Source organism: Dietzia kunjamensis, from assembly GCF_045689975.1.
Lineage (GTDB): Bacteria > Actinomycetota > Actinomycetes > Mycobacteriales > Mycobacteriaceae > Dietzia > Dietzia kunjamensis.
This window is the reverse complement of record NZ_CP143297.1, coordinates 1,276,572-1,293,508: the sequence shown is the minus strand read 5'-3', so window position 1 is coordinate 1,293,508 and position 16,937 is coordinate 1,276,572. Positions and strand designations below refer to the sequence as shown.

13 protein-coding genes are annotated in these 16,937 nt (G+C 72.5%); all 13 read right to left on the bottom strand.

Annotation, left to right across the window (positions count from 1 at the left end; genetic code table 11):
* Position 1 precedes the first annotated feature (1 nt).
* The 13 genes from ftsZ to mraZ all read right to left on the bottom strand — a co-directional run bounded on the left by ftsZ (position 2) and on the right by mraZ (position 16,884).
* Complete coding sequence (ftsZ, locus tag VZF99_RS06035) at positions 2-1,210, bottom strand: cell division protein FtsZ (RefSeq protein WP_120285819.1); 1,209 nt, start codon at positions 1,208-1,210, stop codon at positions 2-4.
* 206 nt (positions 1,211-1,416) lie between these two features.
* On the bottom strand, positions 1,417-2,331 hold the full coding sequence (locus tag VZF99_RS06030) for a cell division protein FtsQ/DivIB (protein ID WP_244200851.1): 915 nt from the start codon (positions 2,329-2,331) through the stop codon (positions 1,417-1,419).
* A 13-nt stretch (positions 2,332-2,344) separates the two neighbouring features.
* Complete coding sequence (gene murC / locus VZF99_RS06025; RefSeq protein ID WP_120285925.1) at positions 2,345-3,796, bottom strand: UDP-N-acetylmuramate--L-alanine ligase; 1,452 nt, start codon at positions 3,794-3,796, stop codon at positions 2,345-2,347.
* An 83-nt stretch (positions 3,797-3,879) separates the two neighbouring features.
* Complete coding sequence (gene murG / locus VZF99_RS06020; RefSeq protein WP_407335893.1) at positions 3,880-5,022, bottom strand: undecaprenyldiphospho-muramoylpentapeptide beta-N-acetylglucosaminyltransferase; 1,143 nt, start codon at positions 5,020-5,022, stop codon at positions 3,880-3,882.
* Complete coding sequence (ftsW, locus tag VZF99_RS06015; protein ID WP_407335892.1) at positions 5,019-6,734, bottom strand: putative lipid II flippase FtsW; 1,716 nt, start codon at positions 6,732-6,734, stop codon at positions 5,019-5,021. The genes murG and ftsW overlap by 4 nt, the downstream gene beginning before the upstream one ends.
* 4 nt (positions 6,735-6,738) lie before the next feature.
* Positions 6,739-8,253: a UDP-N-acetylmuramoyl-L-alanine--D-glutamate ligase gene (murD, locus tag VZF99_RS06010; RefSeq protein ID WP_407335891.1), complete on the bottom strand. Its 1,515-nt coding sequence runs from the start codon at positions 8,251-8,253 to the stop codon at positions 6,739-6,741.
* A 5-nt stretch (positions 8,254-8,258) separates the two neighbouring features.
* Positions 8,259-9,353, bottom strand: coding sequence for a phospho-N-acetylmuramoyl-pentapeptide-transferase (mraY, locus tag VZF99_RS06005; RefSeq protein WP_067713775.1), 1,095 nt, complete (start codon positions 9,351-9,353; stop codon positions 8,259-8,261).
* Entirely contained in the window at positions 9,350-10,855 is a 1,506-nt protein-coding gene (gene murF, locus VZF99_RS06000; protein WP_407335890.1) for a UDP-N-acetylmuramoyl-tripeptide--D-alanyl-D-alanine ligase, read from the bottom strand. The genes mraY and murF overlap by 4 nt, the downstream gene beginning before the upstream one ends.
* Positions 10,852-12,411 (bottom strand): UDP-N-acetylmuramoyl-L-alanyl-D-glutamate--2,6-diaminopimelate ligase, encoded by a 1,560-nt coding sequence (locus VZF99_RS05995; RefSeq protein ID WP_253003475.1) that lies wholly within the window; start codon positions 12,409-12,411, stop codon positions 10,852-10,854. Before VZF99_RS05995 ends, murF begins: the two co-directional genes overlap by 4 nt.
* 75 nt (positions 12,412-12,486) lie before the next feature.
* Positions 12,487-14,385, bottom strand: a complete 1,899-nt coding sequence (locus tag VZF99_RS05990; protein ID WP_120285814.1) for a penicillin-binding protein 2 — start codon at positions 14,383-14,385, stop codon at positions 12,487-12,489.
* Positions 14,386-14,414: 29 nt separating this feature from the next.
* Positions 14,415-15,218, bottom strand: a complete 804-nt coding sequence (locus tag VZF99_RS05985; protein WP_132063160.1) for a hypothetical protein — start codon at positions 15,216-15,218, stop codon at positions 14,415-14,417.
* Entirely contained in the window at positions 15,215-16,237 is a 1,023-nt protein-coding gene (gene rsmH, locus VZF99_RS05980; protein ID WP_119193375.1) for a 16S rRNA (cytosine(1402)-N(4))-methyltransferase RsmH, read from the bottom strand. Before rsmH ends, VZF99_RS05985 begins: the two co-directional genes overlap by 4 nt.
* A gap of 170 nt (positions 16,238-16,407) precedes the next feature.
* Positions 16,408-16,884: a division/cell wall cluster transcriptional repressor MraZ gene (gene mraZ / locus VZF99_RS05975; RefSeq protein WP_067713759.1), complete on the bottom strand. Its 477-nt coding sequence runs from the start codon at positions 16,882-16,884 to the stop codon at positions 16,408-16,410.
* Positions 16,885-16,937: the final 53 nt, after the last annotated feature.

Here is a 16,937-nt window from a genome sequence, read left to right as displayed (position 1 = left end):
GTCAGTGCCGCATGAACGGCGGCACGTCGATGTCGTCGTCCTCGTCACGGCGGCGGGACGAGGATCCCGCGGCCGGAGCCGCGTTGCCGGCCGAGGAGGCGGGACCCGGGTAGGCCGACTCGTCGCGGCGCCGGCCGTCGAGGGGGGTCGAGCCGAGTTCGGAGGCACCGCCGGTGTCGCCGGAGGCGCCGGGGACCGACTCGTCGTCGTCGAGGTGGTGGCGGCCGCGACGCGACTGTCCCGCGCCCGCGGTGACCGGACGGGACCCGCCGTCGAACCCGGCGGCGATGACGGTCACACGGACCTCGTCGCCGAGCGAGTCATCCACGACGGTGCCGAAGATGATGTTGGCCTCCGGGTGCGCCTCCTCCTGCACGAGCGTGGCGGCCTCGTTGATCTCGAACAGCCCCAGGTCGCTGCCGCCCGCGATGGACATGAGCACGCCCTTGGCGCCCTCCATCGTGGTCTCGAGCAGCGGGGAGTTGATGGCGGCCTCGGCGGCCTTGAACGCGCGTCCCTCCCCGCGGGAGGAGCCGATGCCCATGAGGGCGCTGCCCGCCCCGGACATGACGCCCTTGACGTCGGCGAAGTCGACGTTGATCACGCCGGGCGTGGTGATGAGGTCGGTGATGCCCTGGACGCCGTTGAGGAGGACCTCGTCCGCGGTCTTGAAGGCCTCCATCATCGACACGCCCGCGTCGCCGAGCTGGAGCAGGCGGTCGTTGGGGATCACGATGAGCGTGTCGCAGGCCTCGCGGAGCTGGTCGATGCCGGTGTCGGCCTGGCCTCCGCGGCGCTTGCCCTCGAACGAGAACGGGCGGGTGACCACGCCGACCGTCAGGGCGCCGAGCTTGCGGGCGATCGCGGCCACGACGGGCGCGCCGCCGGTGCCGGTCCCGCCGCCCTCACCGGCGGTGACGAAGACCATGTCGGCCCCCTTGAGGACCTCCTCGATCTCGTCCTTGTGGTCCTCGGCGGCCTTGCGACCGACCTCGGGGTCCGCGCCGGCGCCCAGCCCGCGGGTGAGCTCGCGGCCGACGTCCAGCTTGACGTCGGCGTCCGACATTAGGAGGGCCTGCGCGTCGGTGTTCACGGCGATGAACTCGACGCCCTTGAGCCCCTCGTCGATCATCCGGTTGACCGCGTTGACGCCGCCGCCGCCGATCCCGACGACCTTGATGACTGCGAGGTAGTTGTGCGGTGAGCTCATCGAGGCCCGGCCTTCCTATGGGGGTGTCGTGCTCGGTTGCATGCTGTCTCGACGAAAGTTCCGCGAGCCTAAAGTCTCACCCTCTAGTTGAGGGTTAAACTTGCTGGTCAGAGGCCTTTTCCGCCGTCTGCACACACGGTAGGTCCAGCAGCCCCGCGCGTCCACGAGGCTCGCGGGCGTGTCGTGTCCACCGGCTCGCGACCGGGCTACCGCGAGGCCGGCAGGGCGGGGTTCGACACGTTCCAGATCTGGCCCGGTTGCTCGAGCACCATCTGCAGGGCGACGGCCTTCTCGTGATCCCGCCCCGCCGCGCCCCATTCCACGATCCGCCCGTCGGCGAGTGTGAGGACGATGGACGCGGGGGTCTCGACCTCGACCGAGGCGATCTCCTGACCCGCCGTGCCGCGCACCTCGGCGAACACGGTCGCCAGATCGCGGACGATCGACGGCAGGTCGGCGCCGGCCGCGTCCCCCACGGTGAGCAGGGGCGTGCCGGGCGGGGGCTCACCGGGGCCGAAGTCGATGCCCTGGGCGTCCACGAGGTGCCGGGTCCCGTCGACCTCCACGACCACCAGTGCGGTGCGCTCGATCAACTCGATCCGCAGCCCCGAGGGATAGTCCCGCTTGACGGTCACCTGGTCGACCCGCGGGAGTCCGGCCACCCGCCGCGCGACGGCGTGCGTGTCCACCTGGAGGAGCGGGGTCCCGGGGACCACGGCGGCGCGCTCGGTCACCACCTCGGACGGGATCGACCGGGTGCCCTCGACGCTGACCTCGCGGACCGAGAACACCGGCAGGAAGTACAGGGCGATGTAGCCGAGGAGCAGCACCACCAGTGCCACCCCGAGTCCGGCGTAGATGCGGTTGGTGCGTCGGCGGCGCCGCCGCAGCCGCGCGCGGACGGCCGGGTCGGAGTGCCGGACCCGCTCGTCGGAGCTGCGGACGGAGGCCGCGGCGAGCCGGCGGTCCGGGTCATCCGTGGACGTGGCCTCCGGGCCTCCCTCGGACGCCCGGTCCCCCGCTCCCCCGTCGGCGGTCGGGTGGCCCGGCCCGTCATCCGGCGTGTCGTCCGGCCCGTCGACAGGCTCGTCGATCGGACGGTCCCCGGGTACGTCGGTCACCGCGCGGCCCTCCTCACGAACCCTGGCCCGACGGAGCCCGGCCGGCGACGATCCGCGGACCGAGCGTGGTGATGTCCCCCGCCCCGAGGGTGAACACCACGTCGTCGGCCTCGAGCAGCCCGAGCACGGCGGCGAGCGCGGAGTCCAGGTCGGGCACGTGCTGCACGGGGACCGTCACGTGCCGCGCGACGGATCCGCCGTCGATGCCGGGTTCGGGCTGCTCGCGGGCGCCGTAGACGTCGAGCACCACGACCCGGTCGGCCAGTGAGAGCGCCCGGCCGAACTCCTCGGCGAAGATGCGGGTCCGCGAGTACAGGTGCGGCTGGAAGACGGCGACCAGTCGACCGCCGTCCGTCTCGACGATCTCCCTCGCCGCGCCGAGGACCGCCGCGACCTCGGTCGGGTGGTGCGCGTAGTCGTCGTAGACACGCGCGTGCCCGCCTCCGACGACGGCCTCCCCCTTGGGTTCGAATCGTCGTCCCACTCCCCCGAACCCGGACAGACCCGCGAGGAACCCGTCCGTCTCGAACCCGGAGGCGCCGATGCCGCTGGCGGCGATCCCGTCGGCGGCGGTCACCTCGCGCGCGGCGAGCAGGGCGGCGAGGGCGTTGAGCGCCATGTGTTCGCCGGGGGTCCCGACGTGCAGTTCGCCGTGGGGGACACCGTCGAGCATGAGGTCGGCGCGGGTGCCGGCGGAGTCGACGACGATTTCCGAGAGTTCGCCCGACACCGGCAGATCGGGGACCGGCCCGTCGGAGGTCCGGTATCCCAGCACGCGGACGCCCGCCGCCGCGGCCCGCCGGGCGCGCTCGGCGGCGCCCTCGTCGTCCAGGCACACCACCAGCGCGCCGGTGGCGGGGATACGGGCGAGGAAGGTGTCGAACACCTCGTAGTAGGCCTCGGCGGTGCCGAAGTGGTCGAGGTGGTCGGGCTCAGCGTTGGTGAGGATGACCACGTCGGGGTCGTAGTGGACGAGCGAGCCGTCGGACTCGTCGGCCTCGGCGACGAACACCGGGTCGCTGCCGCCGCGGGCGTTGGTCCCGAACTGCAGGACGGTGCCGCCCACCGCGAAGGACGGGTCCGAGCCGGCGGCGAGCATGCCGGCGATGAGCATCGACGTCGTCGAGGTCTTGCCGTGCGTGCCACAGACCATGATCGAGCGGCCCGACCGTGCCAGGTGTCCCAGCACCTGCGACCGCGTGACGACGGGGATACCCGCGGCCCTCGCGGCCGCGAGCTCGGGGTTGTCGGCGGGGATCGCGGCCTTGGAGATCACGACGATCTCCGGCGGTGCACCGTGGGCCCCGAGCGCCTCGGCACTGTGCCCCACCCGCACGATCGCGCCCCGGTCGGCCAGGGCCCGCAGGTCGGCCGAGTCGCGGGCATCGCTGCCCGAGACCGCGACGCCGTGATCGAGCAGGATCCGGGCGACCCCGGACATGCCGGCGCCGCCGATCCCGATCATGTGGACGCGGGTGAGGGTGGCGGGGACGTCATCGACGGACGCCGTGGTCGGCGGGGTCTGGTCGGTCGGCGGGGTCTGGTCGTTCAAAGAGGGGCCTTTCCGGCGGCGTCGAGCGCGATCCGCGCCACGACCTCCGCCGCGTCTCGGGAGCCGCCGCTGACTGCGGCGGCGGACATCGAGTCCAGGCGGCCGCGGTCCAGCAGCAGCGGCAGGACCTCGGTCCGCAGGTAGTCGGTGGTCAGTGCGCCGTCCTCCACGAGGAGTGCGGCGCCGCCGGCGACCAGGTCGCGGGCGTTGAGGGCCTGCTCACCGTTGCCGTGCGGGAGCGGGACGAACACCGCGGGCAGTCCGACGGCGGAGACCTCGGCGACGGTGATGGCTCCGGACCGACACAGGATGAGGTCCGCGGCCGCGTAGGCCAGGTCCATCCGGTCGAGGTAGGGCACGGTCACGTACGGGGTGCCGTCGGCGGGCACCCGGGGGGCGTCCGCGACGTTCTTGGGGCCCACGGCGTGGAGGACGCCGACACCAGCGCGGGAGAACTCCTCGGCGACGCCCGCCATCGCGGTGTTGAGCGAGCGCGCGCCCTGCGAGCCGCCCACCACGAGCAGGGTTGGGGCGTCGGGGTCGAGGCCGAAGGCGGCGCGTGCCTCCGCGCGGAGTGCCGCGCGGTCGAGCGTGGCCACCGAACGCCGGACGGGATTGCCCACGACGCGGGCGTCGAGGCCCGAGCCGGTGACGGCGGCCAGGGTGGCGACGGCGAACCGGGCGCCGAGCTTGTTGGCGACGCCGGCGCGGGAGTTGGCCTCGTGGACGATGATCGGGATCCGACGCCGCCCGCCGGTGCCCTTCCGGCCGAGGGGGGCCGCCGCCGCGAGGTAGACCGGCACGCACGCGTAGCCGCCGAACCCGACGACGACGTCCGCGTCGGTGCGACGCAGGACGTCCCGCGCGCCCCGTACCGCCCGGAGCAGTCGGGTGGGCAGTCGGAACAGGTCGCCGCCGATGCTGCGTGGCAGCGGGACGGGGTCCACGAGTTCGAGTGGGACGCCCCGGCGCGGGACCAGCTCGGTCTCGAGCCCGCGCGGCGTGCCCACCGCGGTGACACGCGCGGTGGGATCGAGGGCGGTGACGGCCTCGCCGACGGCGAGCGCCGGCTCGATGTGACCGGCGGTGCCGCCGCCGACCACCAGGACGGAGGGCCCGCCGGCGCGTGGGGCGCTCATCGCTCCCGTCCCCGGTGGATCGGGCTCGGGCGACCGGCGCCGGGGCTCTGCCGGGAGCCGGCGTCGGGGGCCGGGCGACGCGGCTGGCGACGCTCGGCCTCCCGTCCGCGCACGGGCCGGGCGGTGCGGCCGGTCATCGCGGTGGCGCCGCGACGACGGTCCCGCGCGGCCTCGGCGGGGATGGGCATCGTCTCGTACGCCGGCGGCCTCGGGGCCCCCCGGGGCGGCCGCGGGACGGGGGCGGGCTGCGCCGTGCGGCGGGCGCCCGCGGACCTGTCGCGTGGGGCGGGTCCGGCGGTCCGCGGCGGCTGCGGCCTGGTCACCGGGTCCCCGAACCGGCGGGTGCCGGCGCTGGACCGTCCGGGCGTGGCGGAGGCCGGGACCGGCCGCTCGGGCGTGTAGGGCCGCGGGTCCGGCAGCGCGAGCCAGCTGCGCCGGCGCCGCGACGGGGAGCTGAGGATCGCGGAGATGGCCTCCGGCTCGTGGCGGGCACAGTTGGCGAGCAGCCCGAGCGAGGTCAGGGTGACGACCGCCGACGTGCCGCCGTTGGAGATCAGGGGCAGCTGCAGACCCGTCACCGGCAGCAGGCCGACCACATACCCGATGTTGATGAAGGCCTGGATGACGATCGTCGCGGTGACGGTGCCGGCGAGCAGGCGGCGGAACGGGTCGACCGATCGCAGTGCGACGCGCATGCCGACCCACCCGAGGGTGAGGTAGAGCGACACCACGACCGCGGCCCCGAACCAGCCCAGTTCCTCGCCGATGATCGCGAAGATGAAGTCGTTGGTGGCCTCGGGCAGGTAGAACCACTTGGCACTGGACTGCCCCAGGCCGACGCCGAACAATCCGCCGTCGGCCAGCGAGAGCATGCCCTGGTACGACTGGTAGGCCGCGCCCTGGGGGTTGGAGAAATCGCCCCGGAAGGTGTCGAAGTAGGTCCGGATCCGCTCGAAGCGGTAGGCGAACGCCACGGCGAGTACGCCGAACACCACGACGCCGACCGCGATGACCCACACGAAGTGCCGGGTGGGGTACCCGGAGAACCACAGCACACACAGGAAGGCGATGGTCACCGCGGTGGCCATGCCCAGGTCGGGGGCGACGACGACGAGGACCGCCACGACGAGGTAGCCGACCACGGCCGGGAAGAGCAGATCGAGCCAGTACCCCGTGCGCATCCGCTTGGCGACCACCGAGCACGCCCAGAGGATGAAGGCGAACTTGGCGATCTCCGCGGGCTGGATCGAGAACAGCCCCAGGTCGATCCAGCCCTTCGACCCGTTGATCTCGGACCCGACCCCGGGGATCAGCACGGCCACGAGCAGTCCGATCGCGACCAGCAGCAGCGGGAACGCCGCGGCCCGGACCAGCTCGATGCGGACGCGCAGCGCGGTGACGAAGCCGACCCAGCCGATGAGGACGAAGAGCGCCTGGCGCAGGAAGATGTCGAACGGCGTGCCGCCGCCGGAGAAGGCGAGCACGTTGGAGCTGGACAGCACCATGCCCAATCCGATGACGGTGAGCAGGGCGGTGACCACCATGACCACGTGGTACGAGGTCAGGGGCGCGCGATTGATGGCGGCCAGGGGTGCGGCGATCCGCCCGAGCAGGTCCGGTCGCGTCTCGGTGTCCGCGCGCTCGTGCTGTGTCTTCTCACGCGCCGGCTTCTCACGCGCCGGCTTCTGGCGCGCTGCCTTGTCGGTTGCCATTGCCCTACCTCCCGGCCACGCGGCCCACGGCGAGGACGAAGCTGCGCCCGCGGTGACCGTAGTCGGTGAACATGTCCATCGACGCGGCCGCGGGGGCGAGCAACACGGTGTCGCCTCCGGTGGCCATCCGTGCGGCCTCGGCGACCGCCCGGTCCATCGTCTGCTGCGGCTCGTCGGGACCCGCGGCATCGTCATCGTCTCCCGAGGCCAGCTCCACGACGGGCACCGCCGGCGCGTGTCGGGCCAATGCCTCGGCGATCCGCCCACGGTCGCGGCCGATGAGGACCACGCCGCGCAGCACGCCCGAGACCTCGGCGACCAGCGGCTCCACGTCGGCGCCCTTGAGCAGGCCCCCGGCGATCCACACCATCGTCCCGCCCGCGAGCAGCGAGGTCCGGGCGGCGTGGGGGTTGGTGGCCTTCGAGTCGTCCACGTAGGCGACCCCGTCGATCGTGTCGACCGGCTCCGCGCGATGGGCGCCCACGGTGAAGCCCCGCAGGGCCTCGGCCACGTGCTCGGGTCGCGCGCCCACGGAGAGGGCGACGGCCGAGGCGGCGAGCGCGTCGAGCACGCCCGCGGGCCCGGCCGGGCGGACGTCCGCTGCGGGCAGCAGCGCCACCTCGTCGTCGTCCTCGTCACCACCGCCGATCCGCGCGGTGAGAACGCCGTCGACGACGCCACACTCCCCCGGACCGGGCGCACCGAGGCGCACCCCGATCGCGGTCGGGGCGGGCGCGGCGGCGAGCAGGCGCGCGGCGATCTCGTCGTCGGCGCCGGCCACGGCCACGCGGCCGGTGAGGACACGGGCCTTGGCCTCGGCGTAGGCCTGCATGGAGCCGTGCCAGTCGAGGTGGTCCTCGGCGACGTTGAGCACCACCCCGACGTCCGGGCGGCAACTCGGCGCCCAGTGCAGTTGGAAGCTGGACAGCTCGGCCGCCAGCACGTCGACGCGGGGCTCGGCCAGGAGGACGTCCGTCACCGGCAGCCCGATGTTCCCGCAGGCGCGCGCGGCCATCCCGGCCTCCAGGCAGATGGCCTCGAGCATCGAGGTGGTGGTGGTCTTGCCGTTGGTGCCGGTCACCGCGAGCCAGGTGCGTCGCGGCCCGAACAGTTCGGCGGCGTCGGCCCGCCAGGCCAGTTCGACATCACCCCACACCGGAACCCCGGCATCGGCGGCTGCCAGCAGCAGCGGCGAGTCCGGCCGCCAGCCCGGGCTCGTGATGACGAGGTCGACACGGCCCGGACCATCGGATCCGTCGAGGAGCTCGGCCGCGCGGGCGAGGTCGACGCCCGCACACCCGATGTCGTCGGGCAGCGCCTCTCGGAGTCGTGAGATGGCCTCGGGACGGGAGTCGGCGACGACCGGCTCGGCGCCCAGCGCGTGGAGGATGCGGACCGCGCCCGGGCCGGACACGCCCGCGCCCAGGACCAGCACGCGGGAGCCGGTCAGCTCGCGCACGTCGGGACCGGCGTCGGCCGCCGTGCCGGCGGCACCTGCGGTGTGGGTCGTGTCGGTCATGTCGGTCATCCCGTCGAGCTCGCGAGCCAGTCGCCGTAGAACAGTGCGATCGCCAGACCACAGGAGATCGCGACGAGCAGCCAGAACCGGATGGTCACCGTGGTCTCGGCCCAGCCGCCGTTCTCGAAGTGGTGGTGGATGGGGGTCATCCGGAACGGCCGACGCCCGGTGGTGCGGAAGGCGGCCACCTGGATGAGCACCGAGACGAACTCGATGACGAACACGGCGCCCACGACCACCATGAGCAGCTCGGTGCGAGAAACCACGGACACGCCCGCGACGATGCCGCCGAGGAACATCGACCCGGTGTCCCCCATGAAGATCTTGGCCGGCGCGGCATTCCACCACAGGAAGCCCAGGCAGGCGCCGAGCGCCGCCGAACAGACCACCGCGATGTCGAGGGGGTCACGGACCTGGTAGCAGCCGGACAGATCGACGCCCTCCGCGGTGGAGAAGCAGGAGTAGCGGAACTGCCAGAAGGTGAACACCACGTAGGTGCCCATCACCATCGCCATGGACCCGGCGGCGAGGCCGTCCAGGCCGTCGGTGAAGTTGACGGCGTTGGACCAGCCGTAGACGAGGACGACGATGAAGACGAGGAAGACGACGACGGGGAAGCTCACCGCGACGAAGTCCCGCACGTAGCTCAATGACGTGCTGGCCGGGGTGAGCCCGTCGTTGTTGCGGAACTGCAGCACGAGGATGCCGAACGCGAGGGCCGCGAGGACCTGGCCGGCGGTCTTGGACAGAATGCCCAGGCCCTTGTTGTGGCGCTTGAAGACCTTGAGTCCGTCGTCGACCATCCCCACCACCGCCAGCGCGGTGGCCAGGCCGAGCACGAGCACGCCCGAGGCGGTGAACCCGCCCCCACCCACCGTGACCTGCCCGATCACCCCGGCGACGATGTATCCGAGCCACACGGCGGTGAGGATCGCGACGCCACCCATGTTGGGCGTGCCGCGCTTGCTCATGTGGGACTGCGGTCCCTCGAGACGGATCTCCTGGCCGTAGCCCTTGCGCCGGAAATAGATGATGAGCAGGGGTGTGAGGAAGATGCTCACGACGAAGGCGACGATGCCTGCGATCATGATCTGGGTCATGACTGGTTCTCCTCACCACGCGACGCGAGCAGGTGCTCGGCGACGCTCCACAAACCGACGGCAGCAGAGGCCTTGACCAGGACGATGTCGCCCGGCTCCACGCGCTCGTCCAGGATCGCCACGGCCTCCTCGGCGGTGGCGACGTGCTCCGCCTCGGAACCCCACGAGCCCTCCTGGATCGCGCCCTGGAACAGCGCACGCTGGGGGCGGCCCAGGCCCACGACCACGAGCTGGGACACGTCCAGGCGGACGAGGAAACGCCCGAGCAGGTCGTGCTCGGTGACCGCGTCCTCGCCGAGTTCGGCCATCTCCCCCAGCACCGCCCAGGTCCGCCGGTGGCCGCCGCCGGAGCGGGCCATGACGGCCAGGGACTTCAGCGCGGCCCGCATCGAATCGGGGTTGGCGTTGTACGAGTCGTTGACGACGGTGACGCCGTCGGCGGTCATCCGTACGTCCATCCGGCGTACGGAGGCGGCCTCCGCGGTCCCCAGGGCGGCGGCCACCTGCTCGACCGACATCCCGCACGCGAGACCCACCGCGGCCGCCGACAGGGCGTTGCCCACCTGGTGCTCCCCGTGCACACGGAGCGCCACATCGGCCTCACCCCGCGGGGTGACCAGGCGGAAGGAGGCGCGTACCTCGTCGTCGAGCCGTACCCGCTCCGCACGGACGTCCGCGGATCCCTCGACCCCCACGGAGACCACCTCGGCGGCGGTGCGTCCGGCCATGGTCCGGACCCGCTCGTCGTCGGCGTTGAGGACGGCCACCCCGCCGTGGGCGGCGTCCGGGAGCGCCTCGACGAGTTCGCCCTTGGTGGCGGCGATGACCTCACGCGAGCCGAACTCGCCGAGGTGTGCGGTGCCGACGTTGAGCACGACGCCGATCCGGGGCGGTGCCAGGGCCGCCAGCTCGCGGATGTTCCCGGGCGCACGGGCACTGAGTTCCAGGACGAGGAAGTCGGTGCCGGAGTCGGCGCGCAGCGCGGTCCAGGGATGCCCGATCTCGTTGTTGAACGATCCGGGTGGCGCGACGACCGTGCCGGCCGCGGACAGCACGGCGCCGATGAGGTCCTTGGTGCTGGTCTTGCCGGACGAACCGGTCACCCCCACCACGACCAGACCGTGGTCGGCGACCAGCCGGTCGACACTCGCGCGGGCGAGGGCGCCGAGCGCGGCGAGCACCGACGCGCCGGAGCCGTCCGTGTCCGCGGCGAGCGCCATGGCGTTGGTCTGCCTCCGGTCGACCGCGGGCACGACGATCTGCGCGCCGTCCGCCCCGTCCACCTCGTGGGCGACGAGTGCCGCGGCGGCCCCGGCGTCGAGGGCGCGGGCGACGTAGTCGTGACCGTCGACGCGCTCCCCGGGCAGGGCCAGGAACAGCCCGCCCTCCCCGATCCGGCGGGAGTCGAACTCCACGGAACCGGTGACGGCCGACGCGGGGTCTCCACCGACCAACCGACCGCCGACTATCCCGGCGATCTCGCCGAGGGTGAGGTCGATCATGGTGCGTTGTCCTCCGTCTCGCCCGTGGGGGCGGCGTATCCGAGTCGTCTGATGAGTTCTTCGGCGGCTCTGGTGCGGTCGTCGAACGGGAACACGGTCCCGTTCCTCTCCTGACCGGTCTCATGGCCCTTGCCGGCGATCACGACGACGTCCCCGGTGCGGGCCCAGTCGATCGCCGTGGCGATCGCCGCTCCCCGGTCACCGACCTCCTCGATCAGGGTGTCGTCACCGGCGGCGGACTCGGCGCCCGCGAGGACCGCCGCGCGGATCTCGGCCGGGTCCTCGCTGCGCGGGTTGTCGTCGGTGACCACGACCAGATCGGCGACCTCGGCGGCGGCGGCGCCCATGAGCGGGCGCTTGCCCGGATCGCGGTCGCCACCGGCACCGAGGACCACGGCGATGCGGCCCTCGGTCTGCGCGCGGACCGACCGGAGCACCGCCGCGACCGCGCCGGGCTTGTGGGCGTAGTCGACGAGCACCCGGAAGTCCTGGCCCCGCACGACGGGCTCGAGCCGGCCGGGGACCCGGACGCGCGCCAGACCGGCCGCCGCGCCTGCCACGTCCGAGCCGAGGGCATCGACGACGGCCAGTGCGACAAGAGCGTTGGCGACGTTGAACCGGCCGAGCAGCGGTAGTTCGACGTCGGCGGTCAGCCCGCGGGGGCCGTGCACGGTGAAGGTCTGGGTGCCGCGATCGGTGGTCGCGGACTCCCCCGCCGTCCAGTCCGCGTCGGCCCCGGGTTCGGCGGAGACCGTGACCGCGTCCGGCCGCATCCCGAGCAGTCTCCGGCCCCAGTCGTCGTCCACCACGACGACGGCCCGCTCGGCGGGGCGGACCGCGGACCCCGGGTCGGCCTCGGCGTCGAACAGACGGCACTTGGCACGGAAGTAGTCGTCCATGCTCGGATGGAAATCCAGGTGGTCCTGGGTCAGATTGAGAAAGGCACCCACGGCGAACCTGGTGCCGTCCACGCGCCCGAGCCGCAGGGCGTGGCTGGAGACCTCGGCCGCGACCGCGCGGGCCCCCTCATCCCTCATCCGGGCCAGGAGGGCCTGGAACTCGGGGGCCTCGGGGGTCGTGAGGCGACTCGGCAGCGCCCGACCGTCGACCCGGCTCCCGGTGGTGCCGATGAGGCCCGCGACATGGCCGCCGCCTTCGAGCGCGGCTTCGACGAGGTAGGAGGTGGTGGTCTTGCCGGACGTCCCGGTGATCCCCACGACGTCGAGTGCGGCGGAGGGGTCTCCCGCGACCGCCGCGGACACCGCGCCGAGGACGGATCGGGGGTCCGGATGCACGAGGACGGGGACCCGGTCGGCCACGGCGGCCATCATCTCGAGACCCTCGGGGTCGGTGAGCACGGCGTCGGCGCCCGCCTCGACCGCGGTGGCACCGAACGAGGCGCCGTGGACCCGCGTGCCGGGCAGTGCCGCGAAGAGGATCCCGGGGCCGCAGTCCTGTGCGCGGATCGTTGCACCCACGAGGTCGTCACCACCCCGGGTCCTGTCGCCGAGAAGGGTGGCCCGCACCGCGTCTGCCAGCTCTCGCGCTGTCGTCATCGCCTGTCCTCGCCCCGCCTTCCTTGCTCGCTACCCTCCCGTGAACCCGCTACACGCTACCCTGCCGGACGCTGATCACCGCGCCTGCAGGACCAGTTCCGGCGCGGGGGCGGACGGCGGGATGTTGTCGCGATTGACCAGCCACGATGCGATGTCGTGGAAGAGCGGGGCCGCGGAGGCCCCGAGCACGCCGCGCGAGGGGGCGTCGAGCATGATCGCGATCACATACCGCGGGTCGTCGGCGGGCAGGATGCCGGAGAAGGTGATCCAGTAGCGCGAGTTGGAGTAGCAGGAGCACCCGGGGTCGATCTGCTGCGCGGTGCCGGTCTTACCACTGATCTGGTAGCCGGCGACCGCGGCCTGCGGGCCGGTGCCCCCGGACTGCACGACGGAGCGGAACATGTCCCGCACCGTGCGGGCGGTCTCGGTGCTGATGACCCGCTCACCTTCGGGACGCTCGGTCTCGGTGCGCTCGCCGTCGGGGCCGACGCGCTCGGCGACGATCCGCGGCGGCACGCGGACACCGTCGTTGGCGATGGTCTGGTAGATGCCCGCCATCTGCAGGGTGGTCATGGACAGGCCCTGCCCGATGGGCAGGTTGGCGAAGGTGCCGCCCTGCCAGTTCTGCAGGTCGGGCACCAGACCCTCGGACTCCCCGGCGAGTTCGATCCCCGATCGCTGGCCGAGGCCGAACTTGTCGAGGTACTCGGAGAACGGCTCCTTGCCCACCCGCTGGGCGAGCATGAGTGTGCCGACGTTGGAGGACTTCCCGAAGATGCCGGTGGTGGTGTACGGGGTGGGGCCGTGCTGCCACGCGTCGGAGACGGTGACACCTTCCATCCGGATGCTGCCGTCCACGGAGTGGACCTCATTCGGATCGGTCAGCCCCGCCTCGATCGCGGCGGCGGCGGTGATGATCTTCTGCACGGAGCCCGGTTCGAACGGCGAGGTGATCGCCGGGTTGCCCAGGTCCGCCCCCCGCTCGAGCTCGGCACCGACCCCGACGGCCGGGTTGAACGTGTTGTCGTTGGCCATCGCGCGGACCTCACCGGTGCGCGCATCGAGCACGACGGCGGACGCGGTCTCGGCTCCGGAGGTGTCCTTGGCGGTCTGGATGGCCTTCTGCACGTGCCACTGCAGGTCCGCGTCCAGGGTGAGGCGGATGGTGTCGCCGTCGCGCGGCTCGGTCACGTTGCGCAGGGTGCCCGGGATGACGGTGTTGTCCTGGGCCCGGTCGAACGTCTGCCGCCCGTCCTCCCCGTCCAGTTCGTCGTTGAAGTGCGCTTCGATGCCCTGGAGCCCGATCAGCTTTCCCTCGTCGCTCTTCGTCGTCGCACCGACGACGTTCGCGGCGAGCGCGCCCCCCGGGTACTCACGGATGTCGACCCGCTCGGCCCCGATCATGGGGTACTCGCGGGTGATGGCGTTGGCCAGCGTGACGTCGACGTTGCGGACGAGATAGGTGAAGCCACCCTCCGAGGTGAGTTTGGCCTCGATCTCGTCGCGGTCGACGGCGTCACCGAGCACGGTCTCGAACTCGTCGGCGATCTCCTCGACCAGTTCGTCCCAGGTGGGCTTGGTGCTGTCGAGCTCCCGTCGCGCCTCGGCGTTGCGCTGTTCGACCAGCGGCTGGATCGACAGATCGCGGGCCTCGCGGGTGAACGCGATGGGGTCGCCGTTGAGGTCGACGATCGCTCCCCGCGTGGCGGGCAGGACCTCGTGGACCTGGCGTTGGCTCTCGGCGCGGGCCGCGAGCTCCGTTCCCCCGAGGGTCTGCACCCAGAAGAGCTTGACCAGCGCGATGACCATGATCATCGCGAAGGCGGAGCGCATGAAGGTGAAGCGTCGCTCGGTCGCCGAGGCGGTGAGGACCCTGCCGAACCGGTTCGGTGGCCGTCCGGCTCCCGGCGCGGTGCCGCGCGTGGCGCCCGAGGGGACCCGGGCGCCCGTTCCCGGGCTGCGTCGTTCGGTCATCTCCAGCGGGCCTTTCGGGGTTCGGGTGTCTAGAAGAGCGGTCCGGGCACCGGGGCGAGGGTCGCGGCGTCCTCACCGGGTGGTGCCGGAGCCGGCGGGACGAGGTCGGGCGCGGGGTCCGCCTGTGGGGCGGGAGCCGGCGGGGCGGACTCGGCCATGGCGGGCGGTGGGGCGACCGGGGACGGAGGGGCTGCGAGGGGCGGATAGGGAACGGGGGCGACCCCGCGGGGCGTGCGGTCCTGGGGCGCCTGCGCGGGCGGGGCGTCGAATCCGTCCCGGTCGGACGACCTCGACGGTCCGGACGCTACCGGGGCGGGCTGCAGCGGCTTGATCGGCGCGCCGAGCTTCGCCTCGGGCTCGCCGACGATCTCGAGCACGCCGTCCGATCCCCTGGTCAGGATGGGTGCGCTGGCGACTCCGACCATGCCGAGCTTCTCCGCGCGCTGCGCCAGCACCTCGGCGGACCGGGCGCGTTCGTTGGACGCCTGCAGGGCTTCCATCCGTTCCACCAACTCCACATTGGCGTCGCGGGCGTTCTTGAGGTCGTAGGTGTCCTGGGTGGTCTGCGCGGACAGCAGGAGGGTGCCGCCCACCCCCGCGCCGATGAGCAGGAGGAGGACGACGACGAAGGGAACCCTCGCGGCGAGCTCGGCGGGACTCAGACGTTCCGCCGGGACGACAACGGTCCGGCGGCCGCGCACCGAGCGGGTGACGGGCTTGCGTCGAAGGCCGACGGGTCGTCCCGCGGGTGCGGGCGCGTCGACGCCCGGTGTCGTCGCCGGGCGGGTGTCGAGCCCGCCGGCGGTGCCGGGCGTGTCGATCGTGCTCGTCATGGGGTTCTCCCGTCGATACGGCGGACACATCGCACGCGCACCGAGGCCGAGCGCGGGTTGTGGTCGATCTCCTCCTGTGAGGCCTTCTCCGCTCCCCTGGTGATCGCCTCGAACTCGGGACCGTGGCCGGGGAGCTCCACGGGTAGGCCCGCCGGCGTCCGCGATGCGGTCCGCGTGGCCAGTTCGCGCTTGACGATCTTGTCCTCGAGGGAGTGGTAGGACATGAACACCGCACGGCCGCCGAGGCGGAGCAGGTCCAGGTATCCGGGCACCGCGTTCTCCACGGCCTCCAGCTCGGCGTTGACCTCGATGCGCAGGGCCTGGAACACGCGTTTGCCCGGGTGTCCGCCGGTCCGGCGGGCACCTTGCGGGATGGTGTCGTAGAGCAGCTCGACGAGTTGGGAGCTGGTCACGACGGGGTCGGTGTCCCGGCGGCGGACGATCGCTGCGGCGATCTGTCGCGCGAATCGCTCCTCGCCGTAGACGCGCAGGACGCGGGCGAGGTCGTCACGCGGGTAGTCGGCCAGGATGTCGGCCGCGGTGGGGCCGGTGGTGGGGTCCATCCTCATGTCGAGCGGGGAGTCGACGGAGTACGCGAAACCTCGCTCGGCCACATCGAGCTGCATGGAGGAGACACCGAAGTCGAGCAGGATCCCGTCGATCGCGGGGCCCGCCTCGTCCCGGGACTCCCCGGGGAGGGCCGCCACGACGCGGTCGAAATCGTCGAAGCGGGCGTGAACCGGCGTGAACCGGTCGCGGTAGGCCGTGAGGCGACGGGTCGCCATCTCGAGGGCCTCGGGGTCACGGTCGACGCCGAGGATGCGCAGCTCACCGAACTCGGCCAGCAGGTGGGAGGAATGCCCCCCGAGCCCGAGAGTCCCGTCCACGATCACGGGGACGCGGCCGTCCTGCGCGGCCGCCTCGACGACGGGCCGGAAGAACTCGATGGTCCGCTCGAGGAAGACGGGTATGTGCCCGGAGCGCGTGGCGTCGCGGTCGGCGTCGGACTCGTCTGCCATCTCGCCTCCTCGCGTCCGGAAGTCGTCGGTGCTCCGGTTGTGGTGGAGCCCCCTGGTCCCCGTCCGGTACCCACCTGGCGTTGGGGAAGTACGTCAGGGTGGTGCCGGGCAGGGGCCGGGGGGCTCCGTCCGTCGTGCTCTCGCTTGCTCGTGTCCGTCCTCTCCCCGGATCAGAATTCGATCCCGAGCGAGGTGCCCTCCATCTCGGAGAACACGGGTAGGTTCTCCTCGCTGTAGCGGTCCCACGCCTCGGCGTCCCAGACCTCGAGACGCTCCCCGAGGCCGTTGACGACGCAGTCCTTGTCCAGACCCGCGTAGTTCCGCTGACTCGCCGGGATGGAGATCCGTCCCTGCGAGTCCAGTTGTTGGACTTCCGCGCCGCTCACCAGGAGCCGGAAGAACGCCATGTGCCTCTCGCTGAGGTTGGCGGTCGGCCGGACCTTTCTGACCAGCGCGTCGAACTCGTCCTCAGGGAAAACCGAGAGCGTGTTGGTGAACCACCCACACACCACCACCCCGTCCGCCAGGCCTGGCCTGAATCTGGCGGGGATCGTCAGCCGCCCCTTGTCGTCGAGCTTGGGACGGTGTGTCCCGTACCCGACAAAGGCTCGTTCACGTCCGGAGTCGACGAGATCGGTGTCGGTCACCCGCCACCTCCTGGGGTCCAGGCCCATCGAGCTCCTTGCGTGCCCCACTCTAC

Excerpts from the sequence above, each read along its gene's own strand:
- ftsZ (WP_120285819.1), bottom strand. The coding sequence starts at position 1,210 with ATGAGCTCACCGCACAACTACCTCGCAGTCATCAAGGTCGTCGGGATC.
- murC (WP_120285925.1), bottom strand. The coding sequence starts at position 3,796 with ATGATCGGGATCGGCGGCGCCGGCATGTCCGGGGTCGCCCGGATCCTG.
- murG (WP_407335893.1), bottom strand. The coding sequence starts at position 5,022 with ATGAGCGCCCCACGCGCCGGCGGGCCCTCCGTCCTGGTGGTCGGCGGC.
- ftsW (WP_407335892.1), bottom strand. The coding sequence starts at position 6,734 with ATGGCAACCGACAAGGCAGCGCGCCAGAAGCCGGCGCGTGAGAAGCCG.
- murD (WP_407335891.1), bottom strand. The coding sequence starts at position 8,253 with ATGACCGACACGACCCACACCGCAGGTGCCGCCGGCACGGCGGCCGAC.
- mraY (WP_067713775.1), bottom strand. The coding sequence starts at position 9,353 with ATGACCCAGATCATGATCGCAGGCATCGTCGCCTTCGTCGTGAGCATC.
- murF (WP_407335890.1), bottom strand. The coding sequence starts at position 10,855 with ATGATCGACCTCACCCTCGGCGAGATCGCCGGGATAGTCGGCGGTCGG.
- VZF99_RS05995 (WP_253003475.1), bottom strand. The coding sequence starts at position 12,411 with ATGACGACAGCGCGAGAGCTGGCAGACGCGGTGCGGGCCACCCTTCTC.
- VZF99_RS05990 (WP_120285814.1), bottom strand. The coding sequence starts at position 14,385 with ATGACCGAACGACGCAGCCCGGGAACGGGCGCCCGGGTCCCCTCGGGC.
- VZF99_RS05985 (WP_132063160.1), bottom strand. The coding sequence starts at position 15,218 with ATGACGAGCACGATCGACACGCCCGGCACCGCCGGCGGGCTCGACACC.
- rsmH (WP_119193375.1), bottom strand. The coding sequence starts at position 16,237 with ATGGCAGACGAGTCCGACGCCGACCGCGACGCCACGCGCTCCGGGCAC.